The 21,050-nt window shown below is 71.3% G+C and carries 23 protein-coding genes; 12 read left to right on the forward strand and 11 right to left on the reverse strand.

Annotated elements, in window-relative coordinates; all coding sequences use genetic code 11:
• The first annotated feature begins 149 nt into the window (after positions 1-149).
• Positions 150-488: a helix-turn-helix domain-containing protein gene (locus tag ACZ4WH_RS32785; RefSeq protein WP_468187688.1), complete on the forward strand. Its 339-nt coding sequence runs from the start codon at positions 150-152 to the stop codon at positions 486-488.
• 189 nt (positions 489-677) lie between these two features.
• Here ACZ4WH_RS32785 and ACZ4WH_RS32790 read toward each other — a convergent pair whose 3' ends face one another.
• The 3 genes from ACZ4WH_RS32790 to ACZ4WH_RS32800 form a co-directional block, all read right to left on the reverse strand.
• Positions 678-1,169, reverse strand: a complete 492-nt coding sequence (locus ACZ4WH_RS32790) for a DUF6924 domain-containing protein (protein WP_468187690.1) — start codon at positions 1,167-1,169, stop codon at positions 678-680.
• Positions 1,170-1,195: 26 nt separating this feature from the next.
• The gene (locus ACZ4WH_RS32795) at positions 1,196-1,351 is read right to left on the reverse strand and encodes a hypothetical protein (RefSeq protein ID WP_468187692.1); all 156 of its coding nucleotides are present in this window, start codon (positions 1,349-1,351) and stop codon (positions 1,196-1,198) included.
• Positions 1,352-1,435: 84 nt separating this feature from the next.
• The gene (locus ACZ4WH_RS32800; RefSeq protein ID WP_468187694.1) at positions 1,436-1,861 is read right to left on the reverse strand and encodes a roadblock/LC7 domain-containing protein; all 426 of its coding nucleotides are present in this window, start codon (positions 1,859-1,861) and stop codon (positions 1,436-1,438) included.
• Between the two features lie 36 nt (positions 1,862-1,897).
• On the opposite strand from ACZ4WH_RS32800, the gene ACZ4WH_RS32805 reads away from it, so the two are divergent.
• On the forward strand, positions 1,898-2,227 hold the full coding sequence (locus tag ACZ4WH_RS32805) for a hypothetical protein (protein WP_468187696.1): 330 nt from the start codon (positions 1,898-1,900) through the stop codon (positions 2,225-2,227).
• Positions 2,228-2,368: 141 nt separating this feature from the next.
• Positions 2,369-2,527: a hypothetical protein gene (locus ACZ4WH_RS32810; RefSeq protein WP_468187698.1), complete on the forward strand. Its 159-nt coding sequence runs from the start codon at positions 2,369-2,371 to the stop codon at positions 2,525-2,527.
• Positions 2,528-2,633: 106 nt separating this feature from the next.
• Here ACZ4WH_RS32810 and dacB read toward each other — a convergent pair whose 3' ends face one another.
• Positions 2,634-3,992: a D-alanyl-D-alanine carboxypeptidase/D-alanyl-D-alanine endopeptidase gene (gene dacB / locus ACZ4WH_RS32815; protein WP_468187700.1), complete on the reverse strand. Its 1,359-nt coding sequence runs from the start codon at positions 3,990-3,992 to the stop codon at positions 2,634-2,636.
• 417 nt (positions 3,993-4,409) lie between these two features.
• On the opposite strand from dacB, the gene ACZ4WH_RS32820 reads away from it, so the two are divergent.
• Entirely contained in the window at positions 4,410-4,637 is a 228-nt protein-coding gene (locus ACZ4WH_RS32820; RefSeq protein ID WP_468187701.1) for a hypothetical protein, read from the forward strand.
• A gap of 5 nt (positions 4,638-4,642) precedes the next feature.
• Here ACZ4WH_RS32820 and ACZ4WH_RS32825 read toward each other — a convergent pair whose 3' ends face one another.
• Positions 4,643-6,259 (reverse strand): CehA/McbA family metallohydrolase, encoded by a 1,617-nt coding sequence (locus ACZ4WH_RS32825; protein WP_468187703.1) that lies wholly within the window; start codon positions 6,257-6,259, stop codon positions 4,643-4,645.
• 294 nt (positions 6,260-6,553) lie between these two features.
• Here ACZ4WH_RS32825 and ACZ4WH_RS32830 point away from each other — a divergent pair, with 294 nt between their 5' ends.
• Positions 6,554-6,883, forward strand: a complete 330-nt coding sequence (locus ACZ4WH_RS32830; RefSeq protein WP_468187705.1) for a hypothetical protein — start codon at positions 6,554-6,556, stop codon at positions 6,881-6,883.
• A gap of 274 nt (positions 6,884-7,157) precedes the next feature.
• Here ACZ4WH_RS32830 and ACZ4WH_RS32835 read toward each other — a convergent pair whose 3' ends face one another.
• Both ACZ4WH_RS32835 and ACZ4WH_RS32840 read right to left on the reverse strand, forming a co-directional pair.
• Positions 7,158-8,084, reverse strand: a complete 927-nt coding sequence (locus ACZ4WH_RS32835) for a VOC family protein (protein ID WP_468187707.1) — start codon at positions 8,082-8,084, stop codon at positions 7,158-7,160.
• 34 nt (positions 8,085-8,118) lie between these two features.
• The gene (locus ACZ4WH_RS32840) at positions 8,119-8,961 is read right to left on the reverse strand and encodes a fumarylacetoacetate hydrolase family protein (RefSeq protein WP_468187709.1); all 843 of its coding nucleotides are present in this window, start codon (positions 8,959-8,961) and stop codon (positions 8,119-8,121) included.
• A 230-nt stretch (positions 8,962-9,191) separates the two neighbouring features.
• On the opposite strand from ACZ4WH_RS32840, the gene ACZ4WH_RS32845 reads away from it, so the two are divergent.
• The 4 genes from ACZ4WH_RS32845 to ACZ4WH_RS32860 all read left to right on the forward strand — a co-directional run bounded on the left by ACZ4WH_RS32845 (position 9,192) and on the right by ACZ4WH_RS32860 (position 14,330).
• On the forward strand, positions 9,192-9,926 hold the full coding sequence (locus tag ACZ4WH_RS32845; protein WP_468187711.1) for a FadR/GntR family transcriptional regulator: 735 nt from the start codon (positions 9,192-9,194) through the stop codon (positions 9,924-9,926).
• Positions 9,927-10,040: 114 nt separating this feature from the next.
• A complete protein-coding gene (locus ACZ4WH_RS32850; RefSeq protein ID WP_468187713.1) occupies positions 10,041-10,619 on the forward strand; it encodes an NADPH-dependent FMN reductase in 579 nt (192 codons plus the stop codon).
• A gap of 341 nt (positions 10,620-10,960) precedes the next feature.
• Complete coding sequence (locus ACZ4WH_RS32855; protein WP_468187715.1) at positions 10,961-12,439, forward strand: MFS transporter; 1,479 nt, start codon at positions 10,961-10,963, stop codon at positions 12,437-12,439.
• 76 nt (positions 12,440-12,515) lie between these two features.
• Positions 12,516-14,330, forward strand: a complete 1,815-nt coding sequence (locus ACZ4WH_RS32860) for an acyl-CoA dehydrogenase family protein (protein ID WP_468187717.1) — start codon at positions 12,516-12,518, stop codon at positions 14,328-14,330.
• Positions 14,331-14,364: 34 nt separating this feature from the next.
• On the opposite strand, the gene ACZ4WH_RS32865 is transcribed toward ACZ4WH_RS32860, so the two are convergent.
• The 4 genes from ACZ4WH_RS32865 to ACZ4WH_RS32880 all read right to left on the reverse strand — a co-directional run bounded on the left by ACZ4WH_RS32865 (position 14,365) and on the right by ACZ4WH_RS32880 (position 17,996).
• On the reverse strand, positions 14,365-14,940 hold the full coding sequence (locus tag ACZ4WH_RS32865; RefSeq protein ID WP_468187719.1) for a helix-turn-helix domain-containing protein: 576 nt from the start codon (positions 14,938-14,940) through the stop codon (positions 14,365-14,367).
• 53 nt (positions 14,941-14,993) lie between these two features.
• The gene (locus tag ACZ4WH_RS32870; protein WP_468187721.1) at positions 14,994-16,598 is read right to left on the reverse strand and encodes a helix-turn-helix domain-containing protein; all 1,605 of its coding nucleotides are present in this window, start codon (positions 16,596-16,598) and stop codon (positions 14,994-14,996) included.
• Entirely contained in the window at positions 16,595-16,909 is a 315-nt protein-coding gene (locus ACZ4WH_RS32875; RefSeq protein WP_468187723.1) for a helix-turn-helix domain-containing protein, read from the reverse strand. Before ACZ4WH_RS32875 ends, ACZ4WH_RS32870 begins: the two co-directional genes overlap by 4 nt.
• 202 nt (positions 16,910-17,111) lie before the next feature.
• Entirely contained in the window at positions 17,112-17,996 is an 885-nt protein-coding gene (locus ACZ4WH_RS32880) for a LysR family transcriptional regulator (protein ID WP_468187725.1), read from the reverse strand.
• A gap of 117 nt (positions 17,997-18,113) precedes the next feature.
• On the opposite strand from ACZ4WH_RS32880, the gene ACZ4WH_RS32885 reads away from it, so the two are divergent.
• Genes ACZ4WH_RS32885 through ACZ4WH_RS32895 form a run of 3 tightly spaced genes read left to right on the forward strand, consistent with a single transcriptional unit; the run spans position 18,114 to position 21,027 of the window.
• Positions 18,114-19,364, forward strand: coding sequence for an MFS transporter (locus tag ACZ4WH_RS32885; RefSeq protein WP_468187727.1), 1,251 nt, complete (start codon positions 18,114-18,116; stop codon positions 19,362-19,364).
• Positions 19,365-19,417: 53 nt separating this feature from the next.
• On the forward strand, positions 19,418-20,062 hold the full coding sequence (locus ACZ4WH_RS32890) for an NAD(P)-dependent oxidoreductase (protein WP_468187729.1): 645 nt from the start codon (positions 19,418-19,420) through the stop codon (positions 20,060-20,062).
• Positions 20,063-20,115: 53 nt separating this feature from the next.
• On the forward strand, positions 20,116-21,027 hold the full coding sequence (locus ACZ4WH_RS32895; protein ID WP_468187730.1) for an LLM class flavin-dependent oxidoreductase: 912 nt from the start codon (positions 20,116-20,118) through the stop codon (positions 21,025-21,027).
• Positions 21,028-21,050: the final 23 nt, after the last annotated feature.

Consider the following 21,050-nt stretch of genomic DNA (forward strand, 5'->3'; position numbering starts at 1 on the left):
GCCGGACGCCGACTCCTTTGAGGACTCGGGTCCCGGGTCCGCCTTCTCCGGAGGCGGACCCGGGAACGGCCTACGCGACCTCTCCGACCGCCCTGCGACAGCGCCCGCACGACTTCGGAGGGGGCGCCAACGGCACTTTCGGCGTCGGCGTGACCGATCCCGGCTGGGGCGCACAGGCCGGTGTATCGGGGGTCACCGGCCCGGGTGAGTCAGCAAGTGAACGGAACGCCCTGGCGTGGAGCGCGCTCACCCGGTCCGAGCTGCGGGCCTGCGGCGACCGGGCCGGCGCCGCCGGCGGCACGGTCCCGGAGGGCCTCACCCCCCACGAACGGCAGGTCGCCGAGCTGGCGGCGGCCGGGCTGACGAACAAGGAGATCGGTGCGCGGCTGACGCTGTCCCCGCGCACGGTCAGCACGCATCTGTACCGGGGCTTCCCCAAGCTCGGCATCTCCTCGCGCACCCAGCTGCGTGACGTGCTGGAGGGATGAGGGGGTCGTGGCGACGGCGACCGGGGTGCTGGTGCTGACCCCGTTCGTCGGTGCGACTGCCGCGTCCGCCTCGCCCCTGCACACCAACCTGTGCGGCTACGCGAGTTCCTGCAAGTGAGACGCCCCGGGAACGCGTGAGCGACGCGCGCCGGGCTGAGCGGGGGCGTGTCGACGCCCCCGCTCAAGGGGTCAGTCCTGCCACCAGTTCAGCACGCCGTCAGGCGCGTCCTGGGCCGCCTCGGCGTACTCCTCGAAGTCCATGTTGGCGACTTCGAGGTTGGCGTGGATCGCGTTGACTCCGACCGGGACGACACGGAATTCGGTGCCGAACTCGATGGTCGATTCCCAGTCCGCGGCGTCCTCGAAATCCTCGCGGCTGCTCGTGAGGACCGCCAGCAGGGCGTGGTGCGGGCCCCGCATGGTCGTCCGGTCGGCGATGAAGGCGGCACCGAGATACTCCCGCAGATGTTCGTGGGCGCGCACCGCCGCCCGGACCTCGTCGGCGCTCGCGCCCGCCCAGGAAGGGTCGTCGATGACGAAGGGGGTCTCCGGCTCGTCGCCGTCAGCGGGCTGCGACAGTGCCTCCCGTACGGCGCGCCAGGCCTCCGCGTCGTCGAAGTCGGTCCGGATGACCAGGGCGTCGAAGTCGTTGCGGTTCTCGATGCCGGTGAGGGTTCTCATTCTCTGTCTTCTTTCGCAGTGGGTGATCAGTACAGCGGCGGACCGGACGCGCCGGCGCGGGATGCCTCCTGTTCCCGCACGTACTCGACGGACCGGACGAGGAGTGTCCTGACGGATTCGCGGCGGCGGGCGTCGCAGTGGAGCACGGGCACGTGCGGGTCGAGGTCGAGTGCCCGGCGCACGGTGCCGGCGTGCGTTCCCGGACCAGCGTGTACGGCCTTACGAGGGCCACCGCCTCGCCGTTCGACCAGGACTCGGGCATGACGTCAGTCGGCCGCTGACGGGGCGGGCGGGCGGGCGCCGACGCCGAGATGCTGTCCGACCCTGCCGACCAGGTGCGCCATCTCGAACGCCACCAGTCCGATGTCGGCGCCCTCCGGCGCCAGGACGGCCAGGCAGGCGTTCTCGCCGGCGGCGCACACGAAGAGATAGCCGCGCTCCATCTCCACCACGGTCTGGAGTACCGTGCCGCCGCCGAAGTGGCGGCCGGTGCCCCTGGCCAGGCTGTGGAAGCCGGAGACGACGGCCGACAGCTGCTGGGCCAGGTCGCGGCCCAGCCCCTCCGATGACGCGAGCAGCAGACCGTCGGTGGACAGCACGATCGCGTGGCCCACCTGCGGCACGCGCCGGACCATGTCGTTGAGCAGCCAGTTCAGGTCGGCGGTCCGGTCCGGACCGGGTACGGACGTCATCGGGGGTTCCCCTCTCGGGTGCGAGGTGCTGGTGGTGTGCGGGAAAGGCGTGCCGGGGAGCGGCGGGAAGCCGGCTCCGGGAACCTCGGCTCGTTCGGCCCGCGCGACCGGCTGGTGGCCGCGACGGCGTCGGCCGACGGCGCCGTCCCGGACCTGCGCGTGCTGCCCCCGGCCGTCCGCCTGTGGCTGGAACGGGCCTACGGTCACGGCATCGGCGACGTCTTCCTGTACTGCGCGCCGCTCGCGTGCGTCGCGTTCCTGGTCACCCTGTTCATCAGGGAGACCTCGCTCCGCGGCTCCGACGGGCCAGCCGGGAGGGCGGATGACGCGGCGTCGGTACCGGCGGTCCTGAGCGGATCACGGTGACTCCTCCGGCGGTTGCCGGACGGGTGAGAGGAGACCGCCCTGCACCACGTGGCCGTCGCCGCCCACCTCTACGAGGCGGCCACCGGCGGCGGCGACAACGCCCTCAGCGAGGTCACGGTCGTGAACCCCGACACCGGCTAGGTGCTCGCCCGGCACCCCGTCGCCGACATCGTCAACTCCCCCCTCGCCGTGTCCGACTTCGAGTCCACGTCCCGCCGGGGTCTGTTCCTCGATCCCGCGAACCGCACGGCCTGCCCGGTCAGTCCCTGGGCCAACCGGCTGGAGCGGCTGAGGTACTGACACCCTCCACGGGAGGGCGTCCGGCGGACCTGCTCCGGTCCGCGACGGACGCCCTCCCGTGCCCGAGTCCCTCTTCACCGCTCCCTGTGGACTCGGGGAACGCCGCTCAGGCCCAGCAGCCGTTCACGGTGGCCGCGAGACCGTCCATGGCGTCCTTGGTGTCAGCCTGAGCGGCCGTCGCGCCGTTCTCGACGAACGAGAAGACTCTCCACTCCCCGTCGTCGGTCCGCGTCAGACCGCTCAGGCCGATCGCACCGGTGAGGGTCCCGGTCTTCGCCCGCACCTTGCCGACGGCGCACTCGGACTGCGGATCGTCGAAGCGGCCGTACTCCGGGCCGAGGGTGCTTCCGGCTTCCCCGGCGACCGGCAGGCCGTCCAGAACGGACTTCAGCGTGTGGGCGTAGCGGGGTTCCGTCACCCGTTCGAGGATCTGCGCGAGAGTGGCGGCCGGGATGCGGTCGCTGCGGGACAGGCCGCTTCCGTCGTGCAGCTCGAAGTTGTCGAGGGATATGCCGTAACGATGGCTGAGCACATGGCGCACGACCTCGGTGCCGCCCTCGAAGGTGGCGGGGCGCCCGGCCCGCAACGCGGTCATGCGCAGCAGGGTCTCGGCGATGTTGTTGTCACTGGTCTTCAGCATGTGCTTGACGATGTCCGCGAGCGGAGCGGACGCGTGGTGCGCGACCGGCACGTCGGACCGGCTCGCCGTGGCATGGGTGACATCCCCGTCCACCGTGACGCCGTCCGCGGTGAGCAGCCGGGCGAAGGCCTGCCCGGCGTCGATGGATGTGTCCATGACACCATGACCGTCGACGACCAGCGCGCGCACCGGCGCGACGGTGTCGGGGTAGTAGCCCTCGTTCCAGCCGTCGGCCAGCGTCGGTTCGGGGAAGAGGCTGTCGTCCACGGCGACCTTCACCGTGGTCAGGCCCGCCTTCTTCAGCCCGGCGACAGCCGTGTGCGCCAGCTGCGCGAGGTCGTCCCCGGTCAGAGTGCGGTCGCCGCCCCCGACGAGGGTGAGGGTGCCGTGGCCGTAGACCACCTTGGTCTCGAAGCGGTGCTCCGGGCCGAGGACGGTGAGGGCGGCGGTCGCTGTGGCGAGCTTGGCGTTGGAGGCCGGCATGAGCGCGGTGGAGCCGTTGTGGTCCCAGAGGGTGGCGTCGGAGTCGGCGTCGAGCACCACACCGCTGACCTCGGTCCCCAGGCGTGGGTCGGCGATGCGGGACTCCAGGTTCGCGATCATCTGCTGATCGCCGGCGTCGACACCGGTGGTCCGGTCGGGACTGCTGTGCCCCGCCGCCGTCGCGCCGCGATTGTCGGCGGCGAATGCCGAGGGGCTCGCCAGCGCGGCCGAGGCGACAGGTACGGCCAGGGCGAGGACGACGGCTCGCCGGGCCCCCTCGCCAGGCTGCTTCGCCTTCCGGTGCCGGCCGCGGCCACCCCGTGCAGAGGTATTGTCACTCATATAATTCCCAACAGATGTGTGATGGCGCGCGCACCATATCACCAGTCAGGACACAGCAACGTCCGTCATGCATCGATGTGCACAGCATGATGCCTGGTCATCCATAAACCGGCACATTCATCATGTCAGCATTAGCAAATACGTGAGGCCGTGGCCTATTTTGCTATGTCCATGAGATGTGTTCGACGAGGAGTCCTGTGGTCAACCATCGCTGCTTGCACCGCCGTGACCGCATGGGGTGTCACCGGGCACAGGATCCCCTTCCGGGACGGACGGCCGAACGACGCCGACCGAGTGACCGCGGGCCGTGTCTGCCGGTCCTCCCTCCCGGGCGGCATGGAACTGTCCTGCGGAACCTACGGCTTCGGTGACTTGCGGTACGTCTGCCCGGTCCCTCACCGCGGTGGGGACACGTGCGTGCCGACGTCAGCGGTGACGGTCCGCAACTCCGGCGACACCACCGAGTACGTCTCCTCCATAGCCGGCTCCCGGCCGGGTGTCCGTGACCAGGACCGGGAACAACGGGTCTCCCCCGGCCGGGAGGTGACGCTCCGCCCCGGCCGGGGACGGCTGCTGTTCGACATCACCCTGCGGAGCGAGGGCGGCGACAAGCCGAGCAGCCTGGAGGTGGTCCGGGTGCGGTGACGCCGTCAGCCGCGCCGGTCCGGCACCCTGGTCAGGAAGACCGGATTGGTCAGCGCCGCCATCGGGCCGAACAGCAGGGCGTCGCCCATGGTGTTGCCCTGCCCCGGGCTGCCGTCCGCCATCGGGTGGCGGACCTCGGCGCGCACGTACGAGGCGAGGGAGGCGGTCGTCCGCCACACCACCGTGCCGGAGCCGGAGGCGTCCACCGACTCCTGGTGCATCTGCCCCTCGTCGGTGAGGAACCGGACCGTGCCGTGGGGCACGCCCCGCACGTCGAGACGGACGTCGACCGGCGCGTCGGCGGGCACTTCCAGGGTCTCCCCGATACCGGCCTGCCTGCCGTGACCGGTGACGGTGAAGGTCAGCTCGACGGAGGCCGACTCCGCGATGTAACTGCGGCCCGCGCGGATGCCGTCCATGATCGAGTCGGTGCTCAGGTCGTCGGCGCGGACGACGTTGTGGGGCAGGCCGATGACCTGCGGCTCGCTGTGCGCGTCACTGTTGCCCATGGCCGGCAGCCAGCGCCTGCCGGTGCGGACCGCCTCACCGAGCTTCTGGTCCCAGGTGCTGACCGCGTGCTCGTCGTCGTAGGTCCACGGGCCGGTCCACACCTCGGTGGCGTCGGCGTCGTCGAAACCGAACTTCCACTGGCAGGCGACATAGGCGCAGTACATGTGCGCGGGGACGACGAGGCCGCCGCCCCGGCGCACCTGGCGGGCGAAGCGGCCGAAGGCGTCGTCGCGTGAGCGGTAACGCCAGTCGATCCACTCGCCGGGCGGCAGGCCGAGCGCCAGCCAGTGTCCGTTGCGGGTGGTGACCTCCTCGCCGGTGATGACGAGCAGGTCCGGTCCGGCGTACTTGCCCCACACGCCGTGCGAGGCCGGGGTGTTGTGGTCGGTGGAGACGATGAAGTCCAGCCCGGCGGCACGGGCGCCCGCCGCGACCTCGCCCGGCAGGCGCTTGCCGTCCGAGTAGACGGTGTGCAGGTGGCAGTCGCCGCGGTACCAGTCACGGCCGCGCCCCTTGGCCCGCTGCGGCGGGTACGTGGTGACGTACGCGGGGCCGGGCTCGCCGTACGTGAGCGTCACCTGAACCCGGTAGTTCATGCCCTGTGGGGCCACCTGGTACGGCCCGAGCACGACGTGCCAGGTGCCGGCGTTGACCGGGCCGGGCAGGTAGCCGGGCGTGGCGTCGCTGTTGCTGATCTCGAACGAGGTGCGGAAGCCACCGGACCAGCCGCGGAAACCACGGCTGCCGAGCGCGATGCCGCGCTCGTCGAACACACCGATGTCACACGAGTTGCCCGGTGTCCCGGCGGGGACGGCCGGCTTGTCGTAGGAGTAGGAGACGGCGATCTTCCGCACCCCCTCGGGGACTTCGACGGGCAGGTAGACGAAGTCCGCCGCTCCGGTCTCCAGGAAGCCGGTGATGACGCGGGTGGCCTCGCCACCGGCGGGCGGGGTGCCGCCGGAGGGGCCGTCGGCGGCCTGCGCGAAGGAGACCGGGGGCAGGGTCAGGGCGGCGGCGCCGGCCAGTCCGGCGGTGAGCAGCCGTCGCCGGCCCACTCCGGCTTCTGGAGTGAGGGGATCGGCGTTGTGCTCGCAGTGTCCGTCAAGGCACATGGTTGTCCTCGGCAAGGTCGGGGAAAGGGGTGAACGGGAAAGGTGCACGATGAATGCACCGGAAGCGTTCAGACCCTGATACGCCTTGGTGGACTCCCGATGATCACGGGCTGAAGGCCGCGCGGCACGTGGGTATCGGCCTGCCCACGCCGCGCCGCCCGGTCGCCTCGCCACGGCCGGTCTCACCGTTGCAGTCATATGACGGATGACCGAAATGTCCCTTTGCGCGAAGTTTGATGCGAGGAACCGTCACCCGTTTCCTGACCGGCCGCGGCGACTATGAGGGGTGTACGCATGATCACCGAACAGCTATGGCTCGTCGGCCTCGGATTTCACACAGAGCGGGGCCGGCCGGTGCGCCACTACTACGTCATCGCGCACGTCGCCGATGCCGAATCGGCCCGGGCGGCGGCGCTGCGGAAGGCCGAGAGCCCCCGGGAACGCGAGGAACGCGGCGGCCGGGACCTCGACGGAAGCCCGGTCGAACTCCGCCTGGTCACCGTCGACCCGCTGGGGGTGCTACGGCTCTCCGCCCCGGCTCAGCCGGGGCCGCACTTCCGTGAACCCGGGGAGCCCGCCAGGGACATCCGGGCAGACTCGCGTGCACAGAAGTACCTTGCGTAGATCTTCATCATGCCTTTGAGGTATTTAGCATGATCAGATGCTCATGTCCGTTTTTTCCTCACTGGAATTGAGTTGATCACTATGCGTCGCCTGATCGCCACGTGCCTGCTTGCCCTCGGTATGGGTCTGCTGGGCGCGACCCCCGGTTTCGCCGCCACGAGCACCGGGGTCCACACGGACGGTTACTGCAGCGGCGAGACGGGAGGCTGCGCCTCGTGGTGACCCCTTGCGGCGGCGGGCACGCCCCGTGCGGGCCCGCCGTGCGCGTTCCCGACTACCCCGCCGTGCTGTGCGACCCGGTCATCAGGGCGGCGAGGTCCTCGGGGGAGAGGAAGGACGGCGGGGGCGGCGGCCCCCAGCTGAACAGGCCCTTCGCCCCTTCCAGGACCTCCGGCTTCCACAGCTGGTCGTCGATGACGCAGTCCATGTCGGAGTAGTACTCGCTGAAGTTGCCGGCCGGGTCCTTCAGGTACCAGAAGAAGTTGGACCCGGCATGGTGGCGGCCCAGGCCCCAGACGTGCCGCTCGGGGTGGTCCTCCAGCATGGCGAAGGCGCCGCGGCCGATCTCGTCGACGTCGTCGACCTGCCAGGACGAGTGGTGCAGGAAGGCGACGGGCATCTTCAGCACGAAGACGTTGTGGTGGTCGGTGGAGCAGCGCAGGAACGCCCCGTGGTCCTTGACGTAGTCGGACGCCTTGAAGCCGAGCCCGTCGCGGAAGAAGGCGGTCGTTCCCTCGAAGTCCGTCGTGCCGAGCACGGCGTGTCCGAGCTTGCGGGGGCGCACCCGGCCTGTGCGCATGACACCCGCGGCACGTGAGCCGGTGCGCTCGGCGCGGCCCGGGCCGTTGTAGAGGGGGGCAGGCACCGGGTCCTGCACCAGCCGAGGGGCGACCTCCAGGACCGCGCGGACGCCCGTGGCCCTGTCGTACGCCGTCAGCGTGGTGTCCTCGACGCGGGACTCGACGCCCAGACGGCGCAGCCGGGAGGCCGCCGCGGCCAGGTCGTCGGGGTCGTCGACACCGACGCGCACCTCGACCAGGCGGCGCGTCGGCGTGCGCACGATGTGCAGCTGACGGCCGGCGTCACGCGTGGAGAACCAGCTGTCGGCTTCCGGGGTGAGGCCGAAGTCGGTGTAGTAGGCCGCGGTCTCGGCAACGTCGGGGACCCCCATCGTGATGGAGGCCAGACGATGCAGTGCCATGGGACTCCTCTTCCGTCGGGCCGGGCCGGCGGGCTCAGGCCACGAAGTTCTGACGCAGTTCACCGATGCCGTCGATGGTGCTGACGAGTTCGTCTCCCGCCGCCAGCCAGCGCTGCGGATCGCAGCCCAGGCCCACACCGGCCGGGGTGCCGGTGAAGATGACGTCTCCGGGCAGCAGCGGCAGCACCGCGGACAGCCGGGCGATGAGCGTGGGCACCGAGAAGATCAGGTCGCGGGTACGGCCCTTCTGCACCTCCTCGCCGTTGATCGTGCAGCGCAGTTCCAGGTCGTCGGGGTTGTCGAACTCGTCCGGCGTGACCAGCCACGGGCCGATCGGCGTGAATCCGGGGTAGGACTTGCCCAGGCTGAACTGCGGTACCGGGCCCGCCAGTTGCACGATCCGCTCGGAGATGTCCTGTCCCACCGTCAGCCCGGCCACATGGGCCCAGGCCTCGGCCTCCGGCACGGCCTCGGCCCGGCGGCCGATGACCGCCACCAGTTCGACCTCCCAGTCGGTGTGCCCGTCGGCGGGGAGCCGCACCTCGGTGACGGGCCCGGTGATGCTGGTGACGAACTTGGTGAACACCGGCGGCAGTCCCTCGGGGACCGTGAAGCCGGACTCCGCGGCGTGAGCACGGTAGTTGAGACCGATCGCGAGGGTCTGCCGGGGCGCGGGGACCGGGGAGCCGAGCGCGGTGGGTTCGAAGGGCTCACCAGCCGGCAGTTGCGCGCCCTCGGCCCAGGAACGGAACTCCTCCCAGCGCTCGTAGACGGCCTGCGGATCGGCCGGGAAGGCGCCGTCACTGGCCCGTTCGACATCGACGGCCAGGCCGTCGCGGATCAGGACGAGACGGCCGGAGAGGTTGGCGATGCGCATGGGTGACTCCCGAAGAAGAGGGTGAGAGCGACGGCACTCGCAGGGACGCGTGGGTCGGGCGCCGCCGGCGTGGAAGACAGGCCGAACACCGGGCGACTGCGAGGCCTTGCCCGCCCACCGGCAATTCAGCATGATGAATACCTCGATGGTGCGCCCAGTGGTCCAGGGCGTCAAGAGCACGGAGGCGAAAAGAGCATGATGAATACCAATTCCGGCCACGGAAAGCGGCGGTGACCCTGGTGGCCGGCCCCGGCCGTGGTGCGGCCTCCGGTCGCGCCGAACAGGCGGCCGAACGGGTCGCCGAGCTGGTCGGGAGCGTGCCGCCGGGCTCCCGCCTCGGCACGAAGGAGGAGCTGCGCACGCTCTGCGCGGTCTCGGTCGGGACGTTCAACGAGGCGCTGCGGCTGCTTCAGGCCCGCGGTCTGGTCACCGTGCGGCCGGGTCCCGGCGGCGGTCTGTTCAGCGCCGAGCAGTCCCCCATCGTGCGCCTCGGCAACTCCGTACTGGCCCTGGACGCCCGGCAGCACGACGTCGCCGAGGCCGTGCGCATCCGGGACGCCCTCGAACCCCTGCTCGTCGAGGACGCGCTGTGGCACGCCTCGCCGGCCGACGTCGCCGGTCTGCGCGAGCACATCGCCGCCATGGCGGCGGCGGTGGACGCGGCCGACGCGGTCGCCTTCGTCCACACCAACTGGCGGTTGCACGCCGCCATCGCCGCCATCAGCCCGAACGCCCTGCTCAGCTCGCTCTACGCCAGCCTGCTCGACCTCATCGAGAGCCACACGCTGTCGGTACTGCCCGCCGGCGATCAGCCGCTCGGCGAGTACATCGCGCAGCGCCTGGAGCTGCACCGGGAGCTGGTCGACGCCCTGGACCGGCGCGACCGCGAGGAAGCGCTCCGGCTGGTCCGCGAGCACGGCACGAGCCCCGGCCACAGCGGTGACGCACCCCCGCCGCACTCGTGACCACCATCACGCATGTACTTGGCTTGTTGTCACCCATGTGAGGACAGCAAGGAATATGTACTGCCTAACGTGCTCTTAGTTTCACTAAGTCTTCGGAGAGGCAGGCTGACACACATGAGCAAGCTTGAGATCATCGTGGCGAGCACACGTCCCGGACGCGTCGGTCCGAGCGTCGCGGACTGGATCGAGAAGGAAGCGGCGGAGCACGGGGGGTTCACGGAGATCGAGGTGGTCGACCTCGCCGAGGTGAACCTGCCCTTCATGAACGAGCCCCATCATCCGCGGCTCGGCCGTTACACCCAGCAGCACACCCGCGACTGGAGCGCCAAGGTCTCCGAGGCGGACGCCTTCATCTTCGTGATGCCGGAGTACAACTTCGGCTACAACGCGGAGCTGAAGAACGCGATCGACTACCTGCACAGTGAGTGGCAGTACAAGCCGGTCGGCATGGTCAGTTACGGCGGTGTCTCCGCGGGGACCCGGGCGGCACAAATGATCAAGCAGGTGGTGACCACCCTGAAGATGACCCCGGTCTTCGAGGCCGTGTCCATCCCCTTCGTGCAGCAGTTCATCGACGACGACAAGCGTCTGGTGCCCAACGAGATCATGCGCGGCGCCGCCAAGGCGATGCTCGACGAGCTGGTACGGATGACCGAGGCACTGCGCCCGCTGCGGGAGTCGGCCGCGTCGTGACGTCCGCGCAGGTGCCGGCGGGCGGGAACGTCCACGTGGTCTGCGCCCCCTTCCACACGGCGATCGGGATCCGGTACCCCGCGGCCGCCTGAGGGCGCCGCGCACCGCCGCCCGCCGGACGCCCGCCCGAGCCTGCGCGTAGGGCGTTCCCCACGTGTGCCGGGGCGTGTTGCTGGTGCTCTCTCCATGGCTGACCGGCCGCGGCGCGGGAGAGGGTGGAGGACGGTCCGAGCCCGGCTCCGCCGGAGTGGTGCTGCACCGCCCCGGGCGACCGCGCCGTCGCGGCGCGGGAGCCGGTTCGGTGCCGTTGTCCGGTCCGGTCAGCCCTCGGAGTGCGCTCGATGAGTTACGACGTCCACGACCACAGCCCCGCCGCGACGGCCCACGACGGCGCACCCCGCGCGCGAGGCGACGGCAGACAGTGGTGGGTGCTGGGCGTCATCGCCCTGGCCCAGCTGATGGTGGTGCTGGACGCCACCATCGTGAACATCGCGCTGCCGTCGGCCCAGAAGGAACTCGGCTTCAGCGACGGCAACCGGCAGTGGGTGGTCACCGCCTACTCCCTCGCGTTCGGCAGCCTGCTCCTGCTCGGCGGCCGGCTGGCCGACCTGATCGGCCGCAAGGCGGTGTTCCTGGCCGGCGTGGTCGGCTTCGCGGCCTCCTCGGCACTGGCCGGCGCCGCCCAGGACTTCACGGTGCTGGTCGTCGGCCGCACGCTCCAGGGCCTGTTCGGCGCCCTGCTCGCCCCGGCCGCCCTGGCGCTTCTCAACATCACGTTCGCCGGTACACGGCACCGTGCCAAGGCCTTCGGTGTCTACGGCGCCATCGCCGGTGCGGGCGGCGGCATCGGCCTGCTGCTGGGCGGGGTGCTGACCGAGCACCTCAGCTGGCGCTGGACCCTCTACGTCAACCTGGTCTTCGCCGTGCTCGCCGTGGTGGGAGGCAGTGTCTTCCTGCGCGGGGGCCGTCCCACCGACCGGCCCTCCCTCGACATACCCGGCACGCTCCTGGCGTCGGGCGGGCTGTTCTCGCTGGTCTACGGTTTCTCGAACGCCGAGAGCCACCACTGGTCCTCCCCGCTGACCTGGGGCTTCCTGGCAGCCGCCGGGGTCCTGCTGGCCGCCTTCGCCGTGTGGCAGGGCAGGGCGGGACACCCGCTGCTCCCGCTGCGGGTACTGGCCGACCGCGACCGCGCGGCCTCCTTCAGTGTGGTGGCGGTCTGCGGTGCCGGACTGTTCGGTGTGTTCCTGTTCCTGACCTACTACTTGCAGACTTCTCTCGGATTCGACCCGGTCAGGACCGGCCTCGCCTTCCTGCCGATGATCGGCGTGCTGATGGTCACGGCACAGGTCTCCACGATCGTGCTCGTGCCCCGCCTCGGACCCAAGTACGTCATCCCGGCCGGTGCCCTGATCGCGGCGTTCGCCCTGACCAGGTTCACCGGACTGGGCCTGCACAGCACCTACGCCGCCGACATCCTGCCCTGGCTGATGGTGATGGGCCTGGGCATCGGTCTGGTCCTGCCGCCCGCCGTGAGCCTGGCCACCAGCGGCCTCGTTCCCGAGGACACCGGTGTGGGCTCGGCCACCGTCAACACCATGCAGCAGATCGGCGGCGCGGTCGGCACCGCTCTGCTGAACACCCTGGCCACCAGCGCGGCGACCGCCTACGCGCGCGGCAGGCAGCCCACGCCACAGGTCCTGGCACAGGCGCAGCTGCACAGCTACGCCACCGCCTACTGGTGGTCGGCCGGCTTCTTCCTCGCGGGAGCGGTCATCAGCGTCCTTCTGTACCGCAGGGGCCGCTCCGACGTTCGGTGACATCAATACATGCGATGCACCTGCTCACCTATCTCGCTCAACTGACACTTAGTGATATCAACTACGATCACTCACTATGAACCACTCCCCCTCCGAGGCAGTCGGCATCGTGTCCGCGACCGCCGAGGCACTCAGGAAAACCCTGTACGAAGGCCGCTTCGACACTCTGCACAAGCCCTGGCGCGAGCTGTTCGCGACCGCTCCGTTCCTCTTCCAGGAAGGACTGTCCCCCGAGGAGCGGACCGAACTGTCCTATGACCGGCTGCGCCTGGTCAACAAGAACGTCGACAAGCCTGAAGACCTCGTGCGCGACGCCGAGGCGCTGAGCGCGCTGCACGAGTGGATCGGCGTGTCCGACGTGGGGCTGTGCACCGTCAGCTCGATCCACTACAACCTCTTCCTGGGCAGCCTCGTCGATCACGACGGTGAGCGGCGGGACCTCACGCCGTACACCGGCATGACCAGGATCGGCACCTTCCTGTGCACGGAGGCGGGCCACGGCAACAGCGTCTCGCAGCTGGAGACCACCGCCACCTACGACCCCGCCGAGGGCGTCTTCGAGCTGCACACCCCGACGCCGGCCGCGGCCAAGTTCATGCCCAACACCAGTACCACCGGCGGGCCGAAGGACGCCGTCGTGGCCGCCCGGCTGATCGTGGACAGCACCGACCACGGCGTCTTCCTCTTCCTCGCGCCGCTGCACGACGACGCCGGCCGCCCGCTGCCCGGCATCACCGTCACCCGGCTGCCGCAGACCTCCACCAGCCCCGTCGACCACTGCCGGACCGTCTTCGACCGGGTCCGGCTGCCGTACGAGGCAATGCTCCAGGCCGACCACGGCCGGCTCGCCCCGGACGGTACCTTCACGAGCACCGTCGGAAGCAAGCGGAAACGCTTCCTCGCCTCCGTGGGCCGGGTGACCGCCGGCAAGCTGTGCATGAGCGCGTTCAGCCTCGGCGTCACCCGCAACGCCCTCGCCGTGGCCGTGGCCCACGCGCACAACCGGCGGACGAGCGGTGTCCGCACCGGCGAGACCGTGCCGCTGTTCGCCTACCGCAGCCACCACGCCCCGCTGATCGAGGCCCTCGCCACCACCTACGCGGCGTCGTTCCTCCAGCGCTCGGTGGTCCGGCAGTGGGCCGAGGCCACGGAGCCGGAGCAGCAGGAGGACGCCGAGCGCGCCATCGCCGTCGCCAAGGGCTGGATCACCTGGCAAGGACGCGCCGTGATGACGGAGTGCCGGGAACGGTGCGGCGCGCAGGGCCTGTTCCTCGTCAACGGCATCGCCGGGCAGATACCGGCCCACGAGGGCGCCATCACCGCCGAGGGCGACAACCTGGTCATCTGGGCCAAGGCGGCGGGCGAGCTGCTGCTCGGCCATTACACCGCGCAGCCGCCGACGCCCGTACCGGACGGTGTGGACCGGCTCGCCTCCCCTGACCATCTGCAAGCCCTGCTCGCCGACGTCGAACGCGTCTGGCACCAGCGTGCCCGGACCCGGCTGCGGGCCGGCCGGCCCGGTGACCCGCTCGGCCGCTGGAACCAGGCAGTCACCCCGGCGCTGCGGCTGGTCGAGGCGCATGCCCGGCGGCTGGCCGGCGCGGCCCTGCTGGAGGCCGCCGACCGTACGGCCGACGAGCGGGCCCAGGCCCTGCTGTTCGCCCTGCACCGGCTGTTCGCCCTGCGGAGCATCGCACCGCACACGGGAGACCTGCTGCTGACCGACCGGCTGCGCCCCGAGGACGCCGTCTCGCTGCCGGACGCCACGGACGCGGTCATCGGGGAACTGGTCCCCGCCGCGCCCACGCTGGTGGCCGGCTTCGGCATCGCCGAGGAGGTGCTGAGCGGCCATCCGATCGCGACGCGGGGCACGGGAGAGCTGCCGTACTGACGCCGGCGGGCGCGGTTGTCAGGGGCAGCAGGGCTCAGGCGGCGAAGCCGATGTTGGTGACGTACTCGTACTGGCCCCACTCGGAGCCGAGGTCCACCACCGCGTCGTTGATCCAGGCGTCGTCCAGCGCCTGCGCGTCACCCGCCGCCCAGGCCTCCACGATGCGGTCCCAGCGGCGGACGTTGAGCGTGCGGTAGGAGACGACCCGCTGGCGGGGGCGGAGGACCTGGGACTGGTTGAGCGGGTGGAATTCCACGCGGGTGCCACGGCCCTCGCGGTTGAGCCGCGCCAGCAGGTAGCGGGAGACGTTCTGGCGGCGGACCGCGCGATAGGCCGTCTCGATCCGCTCCAGGTTCCTCTTCGAAGGATTCCGTTCGCCGCGCAGCCAGGCCCTGAGCGTGCGGTCGGTGACGGTCAGGCCGGCCTCGCGGGCCGCCTGGCGGGCCTGGTCGCTGCGGGTGAGGTAACGCAGGCGGGCGAGCAGGCCGCGCCGGGCCGTGACCGGGGTGGCGACGAATCCGGCCAGCGCGTCCAGCTGCCGGGCGACGGCCTCGTACCCCTTGATGCCACGCGCCCCGTACGCACCGAAGTTGAGCGTCCTCTCCGGCATCTCCCTGTCTCCTACCGCCCCTCGACCCCGTACGACCTCACGTACGCGTCACGCTACACGTCCTGGTCGGCCGCCACCGGGGTGCCGACTCTGTACACGTCCTTGACCTTCACTTCGCTGACCCCGCGCCCCTCGGGGAACACCGCGCGCCAGTCGCCGATCACGTGGAGTTCGTCGGTGCCCATCGCGCGGACGACCATCAGCCCCTCGTCGTAGGCCCGGTGCGCCTTCCACCACAGGTTGGCGAAGGCCTGGGAGCGGATCAGGTGCATCCAGTCGGTGCGGTACAGCTCCCGGTTGTAGTTCGACTCCCCCATCGTGGAGACGAACTTGGAGTACATGGCCTTGACGTACTCCAGCGTCACGTCGTCGTTCCGGGCGATCGCGCCGTCCCGGGCGTCCTTCAGCGCGACGCGGAACTTCTCCAGCAGTCCCTCGGTGGCCCCGGAGGTCCAGGACTCGTGGATCTCCGGGGGGTCGCACAGGCCGTACTTCGGTCCCGCCAGGCGCAGCAGCAGGCGCAGGGTCGGCTCGGTCACCCAGAGCGGGCCCGGCTCGTCGCGGCTGCCGATGGGGTTGGGCAGGTAGGCGTCGTGCTCCCAGGCGGGCGGGGTGATCAGGTGGACGCCGGCGCGGCGGCGGTCGTGCTGGTTGCCGGTGGAGTGCTCCAGCTGGCCGAGCGGCAGATGTGTCTTGAGGGCGGACAGGTAGGCGCCGTTGACGTCGAGCGCGGTCACCTCGTGCTCGCCGGGCGGCAGTTCGGGGCGGGTCCACTTGGGGCGGGCCTCCCAGACCTGGTCCGGGCCACGGGAGGTCTGCTTGCGCAGGACATCGGGCAGCCAGGGGTGCGCGACGATGTCGTACCGGCCGCCCTTGCGGGTCTGGTCCAGCAACGCCATCGCGTCCGGGATGGCCCGCCTGACCAGCGCGGCGGTGGCCGCCTCGACATCGCCGCCGTGCTGGTCGAGGGCGGCCGACACGGCGGCGGCGATCAGGTCCGGGTTGTCGGCGGTCTTGAGCCGGCGACCGGCGGGGACGACCTTCACGCCGCTGCCGCCGTCTGTCTGTCGGCGGGGGTGGGCGGGGCCGGGCGGGCGTGCGGGCGTGGGTTCCGAGGTAGGCCTGTGCTCGGGCCTGCCCGCGTGCCCGGGTGTGTGCGCGTGCTCGGGTGTGCCGCAGTGCGTGGGGTCCAGGTGCTGGGGGAATCCGGCGACCTCATGGCGGGCGGGTTGTCCGCACAGGACGCAGGGCTGGGGGGTGGGCAGGGCCACTACGTCGTCATCGCCGGCGTCGTCCTGGGCGGGGTGCTGGTCGGTCTCCGCCGGGGCGGTGGCCACCGGGGCGCCGGCCGTCGGTTCGGCTTCCTTCGGGGCGGTGGCCGTCGGTTCGGTTTCCTCCGGCTCCTCGGCCGGGGCCGCCCCCAGTTTCGTCCGCGCTCCCTTCAGGAAGTACGCGTACTTCTCCCGGACTTCGCCGCTCGGGTCCCGTCCGGACTCCCAGCCCGCCACCGTGGACGGGCTGACGTTCAGGGCCCGCGCGAGCTGGGTCCGGGAGAGGTTCAGTCCCTCGCGCAGGGCACGCCGTTCCTCGGCGGGCGGCAGCGGGGCCTCCTGCTTGGCCTCGGCGAGCAGGGCGTCGATCGCGTCGAAGTCCGTCATCGGGTTCCCCCGTCCGGTACGGCCGCGGGGCGGGCGGTGGTGGCGCGGCCACCGGGGAGGCGGCGGCGTGCGGCGGGCAGCGCCTCGACGGCGCGGGTGGGTCCGGCCAGGAGGTCGAGGACGTCCACTCCGTAGTGTGCGGCGACCGCGTCGCAGTCGGCCAGGCTCCAGGCCGCGCTCCCGGACTGACGGCGGCTCACCTGGGCCTGGCTCACCCCCAGCGCGGCGCCGAGATCGCTCTGCGACTCGCCGGTCGCGTGCAGGAGCGCGGCCACCGCGGACCGCACACGCTCGGCCAGACCCATACTCATGATGCTGAAGGTACCACAGACACCGCATGTTTCATGAGTATTTCGCATGAGAAGCCAGGCTGGTCGACGTCTCGTTTCACCTATTCATGTCATGAGCCGACGCATGACACCGCCGTACGTTGACGCGATGAGCGAGCATGACGGGGATCGGCCGGCTCAGGTGCGCCGGAGCCGGTCCGGCCGCGCGAACGGGCCGGTCGTCTCAGGTCACGAACTCGCGGGCCATCGCGATCATGGCGCGCGCCGCCGCACCGGGCCGGTACTCGCTCGGCACGGCGAGGGACAGGGGCCAGTTCAGGTCGGCGTCGCTCACGGTCAGGGTGGCGATGTCCGCGGCCTCCCGGAGGGCGAACCGGGGCAGCAGCGCCACCCCGAGACCGTGCCGTACGAAGTCCACGCCGGTGGCGACGTCGGTGATCTCGACGGCGACGCGGCGGGGCACGGACGCGGCGGCGAAGGCGCGGTCGGCCACGGTCCGGTTGCCGTACCCCACCGGGGAGTCGACGAAGTCGAGACCGCTCAGTTCGGCGATCGACACGCTGCGGCGCCCGGCCAGCGGGTGGCCGGCCGGTACGACGAGGTCGAGGACCGAACTCGTGAGGTCGGTCAGCGTGACGCCGACGGGACACGGCCCCGGCACCGAGACGAAGGCGAGGTCGAGGCGCCGTTCGAGGAGGGCGTCCACCAGCCCCTGGGAACCGGAGGGCACCGCGCTGGTCTGGAGCAGCACACCGGGGTGACGGCGGTGGAACTCGCCCAGCAGCGCCGGGAGGTCGAGCAGCCGGACCGAGGTCATCGTCCCCAGCCGGAGGGTGCCGCGCAGTCCGCCGCGGACTTCGGCCACCGCGTCCGCGGCTTCCCGGGCGGCGTGCAGGGTGGCGCGTGCGCGGGGCAGCAGGGCGGCGCCGGCGTCGGTGAGCAGCACGCGTTTGGAGTTGCGGTCGAGCAGCGGGGTGCCGAGTTCGCGTTCGAGGCTCTTGATCGTGCTGGAGACCGCGGACTGGACGATGTGCAGGCGGGCCGCGGCGCGGGTGAAGTTCGCCTCGTCGGCCACGGCGACGAAGCATTCGAGCTGGCGCAGTTCCATGGTTCAAGTATCTCTCTCAGAGATCGTCACGCTCTCCAGGTTTCGTTGGACGAGATAGTTGCGGCGGTCCACTCTGTTAAGCGTTCAAGCAAAACGCCTCAGCCTGGAGAGTCCCCCATGGCACAGTCGATATCCGCACCCCGCCCGCGCGTGGCAGCACCCGCCGGCACCCGTGCCAGTGCCCGCCGCCACGGCGTCGGGTTCTCGCTCATCGCGTTCGCCTTCCTGACCGCGATGGCGTTCTCCACGGTCCCCACGCCGCTGTACCCGCTCTACATGGCGAAGGACGGGTTCTCCACCTTCATGGTCACCGTCGTCTTCGCCGCCTACGCGGTCGGCGTGGTGATCAGTCTCATCCTGGCCGGTCACATCTCGGACTGGGTCGGACGCAAGAAGATCCTCATCCCCGCGATCGGCCTGGAGCTGATCGCCGCGGTGCTCTTCCTGACGAACACGTCGCTGCCCGTCCTGCTCGTCGCCCGGCTCGTCACGGGCCTCGGCGTCGGCATGGTCACCGCCACCGCGACGGCCCACCTGCACGAACTGCACACCGCGCACCGACCCGGTGCCTCCGCCCAGCGGTTCGAGCTGGTGTCGACCGCGGCCAACATCGGCGGCCTCGGCATCGGACCGCTCGTCGCCGGCCTCCTGGCCCAGTGGGTCACCGGCCCCCTGCGCACCCCCTACATCGTCTTCGCCGCCCTGCTGCTGGCGAGCATCGTCGCCATCGCCCTGACGCCCGAGACGGTCGAGGAACAGCTCGTCCGGCCCGCCTACCGGCCCCAGCGCATCTCGGTCGACCACGGTGACCGCGCCGGATACACCGCCGCCGCTGCCGCCGGGTTCGCGTCCTTCGCCGTCTTCGGCCTGTTCACCTCGGTGGCTCCGGGCTTCGTCGCCGGCGCGCTGCACCACCCCTCCCGCGTGCTGGCCGGGCTGATCGTCTTCGCCGTCTTCGGTGCCGCCGCCGCCGCGCAGAGCCTCACCACCCGGCTGACCACCGCCGCGAAGCGCAGGCTGGGACTGCTGGCCCAGGCGGCCGGTGTCGCGACACTCGTCATCGGGATGCACACCGCGAACCTGGCCGCGTTCCTCGTCGGCGGCATCGTGGCCGGCATCGGCGCGGGCGTGCTGTTCAAGGCGTCCCTCGGCACGGTCGCCGCGCTGGCCGTCCCCGCCAAGCGCAGTGAGGCCCTCGCCGGACTGTTCCTGATCTCCTACCTCGGCCTGACCGCGCCCGCCGTCGGCATCGGTGTGGCCACCCGCTCCTTCTCCGCCACCACGGTCATGACCTGGTTCGCCGGCGTCCTCCTGGTCCTGCTGGGCACGGTCGCCGTCCTGGCCCGGCGCCGCTCGACCACCGGCTGACCCACGTCACCGAAGCCCCCCGACCCATCTGACCTGACAGGATCGGCACAGCCGTGAAGATCGCCATCATCGGAGCCTCCGGCCGGCTCGGCGGAACGATCGCCCGCGAGGCGCTCGCCCGGGGCCACGAGGTCGTCGCCATCGGCCGCGACCAGGCCGCGCTCGCCGCGCTGGAGGGGGCCCGCGCGGTACCCGCCGACCTCGACGACCCGGACTCGGTCGTCGACGCCGTCGCCGGCAGCGACGTCATCGTCTCGGCGGTGACCGACCGGACCACCGCCGACCGCTCGCGCATCCCCGCGACTGCGACCCTGCTGCTCGAACTCGCCCCCCGGGCCGGCGTCCGGCGCGTGGCCTTCGTAGGCGGGGGCGGCAGCCTGTACATCGCCCCCGGCCTGCGGGCCCTGGACGCGCCCGCGTTCCCCGAACGGTTCAGGGCCGAGGCACTCGCCCAGGCGGAGGCCCTGCGCATCCTGCGGGACACCGGGGACGGCGTCGAGTGGACCTATCTCAGTCCCCCGCCGCACTACCTCCTCCCCGGGGAGAAGACCGGCCACTACCTGGTGCGGGCGGGCGACGACGCCGTCGTCAACGCCGACGGCGAGAGCGCCATCACGGAAGGGGACCTCGCGGCGGTCCTCGTCGACGAACTGGAGGAGAACCGCCACCCCCGGCGCCGGTTCACCGCCGCCTCCTGAGCCCCGCCCAGACCCTCCCGGCCCGGGTACGGCCCCGCAGAAAGGACATCTCCGTGAACGACATCCGCTTCGGCGTCTTCCTCAGCCCCCACCGCGACAACGGCCTGATCACCGACAACGCCCAGGCCGCCGAGAGCAGCGGGTTCGACTTCGCCGCCGTCCAGGACCACCCGTACGTCCCGGACTTCCTCGACCCCTACGTCCTCATCAGCCACCTGGCGGCACGGACGAGCACCCTGCGCTTCCTCACCGACGTCGCCAACCTTCCGCTCCGCCCGGCTCCCCTCCTCGCGAAGACCGCGGCCAGCCTGGACGTCCTCTCCCGGGGGCGGTTCGACCTCGGCCTCGGCGGCGGCCGGTCCTGGCCGCAGATCGCCGGCCTCGGCGGACCCACCTGGACCCCCGGTCAGACGGTGAACGCGATCGACGAGGCGATCACGGTGCTGCGCGCGATGTGGGAGCCGCGCCCCTCCGTCACCTTCCCGGGCAAGACCTACTCCCTCGACGCGGTGGCCACCGGTCCCGCCCCCGTCCACCCCGTCGGGATCTGGCTCGGCGCCTCCGGCCCCCGCATGCTGGACCTCCTCGGCCGCCGGGCCGACGGCTGGATCGCGCCGCTGGCCACCCCGTTCGAGACCAAGCCGGCCGCGCAGGACGCCATCGACGCCGCCGCGCGCGCCGCCGGTCGCTCCCCGCGGGACATCCGCCGGGTGATCCAGCTGGTCGGTTCCGTCACCGGCTCCACGGCCCCCGTCGACGTCCCGCTGTCCGGGCCCAACGGCCGGCCCGTGCACGCCAACCCCGACCAGTGGGCCCGCATCATCGCCCACTTCGTCACCGAGCAGCGTTTCGACGCGGTCAACCTCGTGCCGGAGCGCGAAACCCCCGACCAGATCAGCCTTTTCGGCGAGCACGTCATCCCCGCCGCACGGCAGCTAGTCGCCGACCAGAGCCGCGCCGCCTGAGCCGTCCCGCACTCTCCAGGAGC

Source organism: Streptomyces sp. NPDC029138, from assembly GCF_055564375.1.

Bases quoted from the DNA above. Each gene is read 5' to 3' on its own strand.
- ACZ4WH_RS32880 (WP_468187725.1), bottom strand. From the start codon at position 17,996: ATGGAACTGCGCCAGCTCGAATGCTTCGTCGCCGTGGCCGACGAGGCG.
- ACZ4WH_RS32835 (WP_468187707.1), bottom strand. From the start codon at position 8,084: ATGGCACTGCATCGTCTGGCCTCCATCACGATGGGGGTCCCCGACGTT.
- ACZ4WH_RS32875 (WP_468187723.1), bottom strand. From the start codon at position 16,909: ATGAGTATGGGTCTGGCCGAGCGTGTGCGGTCCGCGGTGGCCGCGCTC.
- dacB (WP_468187700.1), bottom strand. From the start codon at position 3,992: ATGAGTGACAATACCTCTGCACGGGGTGGCCGCGGCCGGCACCGGAAG.
- ACZ4WH_RS32870 (WP_468187721.1), bottom strand. From the start codon at position 16,598: ATGACGGACTTCGACGCGATCGACGCCCTGCTCGCCGAGGCCAAGCAG.
- ACZ4WH_RS32885 (WP_468187727.1), top strand. From the start codon at position 18,114: ATGGCACAGTCGATATCCGCACCCCGCCCGCGCGTGGCAGCACCCGCC.
- ACZ4WH_RS32800 (WP_468187694.1), bottom strand. From the start codon at position 1,861: ATGACGTCCGTACCCGGTCCGGACCGGACCGCCGACCTGAACTGGCTG.
- ACZ4WH_RS32860 (WP_468187717.1), top strand. From the start codon at position 12,516: ATGAACCACTCCCCCTCCGAGGCAGTCGGCATCGTGTCCGCGACCGCC.
- ACZ4WH_RS32790 (WP_468187690.1), bottom strand. From the start codon at position 1,169: ATGAGAACCCTCACCGGCATCGAGAACCGCAACGACTTCGACGCCCTG.
- ACZ4WH_RS32855 (WP_468187715.1), top strand. From the start codon at position 10,961: ATGAGTTACGACGTCCACGACCACAGCCCCGCCGCGACGGCCCACGAC.
- ACZ4WH_RS32850 (WP_468187713.1), top strand. From the start codon at position 10,041: ATGAGCAAGCTTGAGATCATCGTGGCGAGCACACGTCCCGGACGCGTC.
- ACZ4WH_RS32840 (WP_468187709.1), bottom strand. From the start codon at position 8,961: ATGCGCATCGCCAACCTCTCCGGCCGTCTCGTCCTGATCCGCGACGGC.
- ACZ4WH_RS32825 (WP_468187703.1), bottom strand. From the start codon at position 6,259: ATGTGCCTTGACGGACACTGCGAGCACAACGCCGATCCCCTCACTCCA.
- ACZ4WH_RS32830 (WP_468187705.1), top strand. From the start codon at position 6,554: ATGATCACCGAACAGCTATGGCTCGTCGGCCTCGGATTTCACACAGAG.
- ACZ4WH_RS32865 (WP_468187719.1), bottom strand. From the start codon at position 14,940: ATGCCGGAGAGGACGCTCAACTTCGGTGCGTACGGGGCGCGTGGCATC.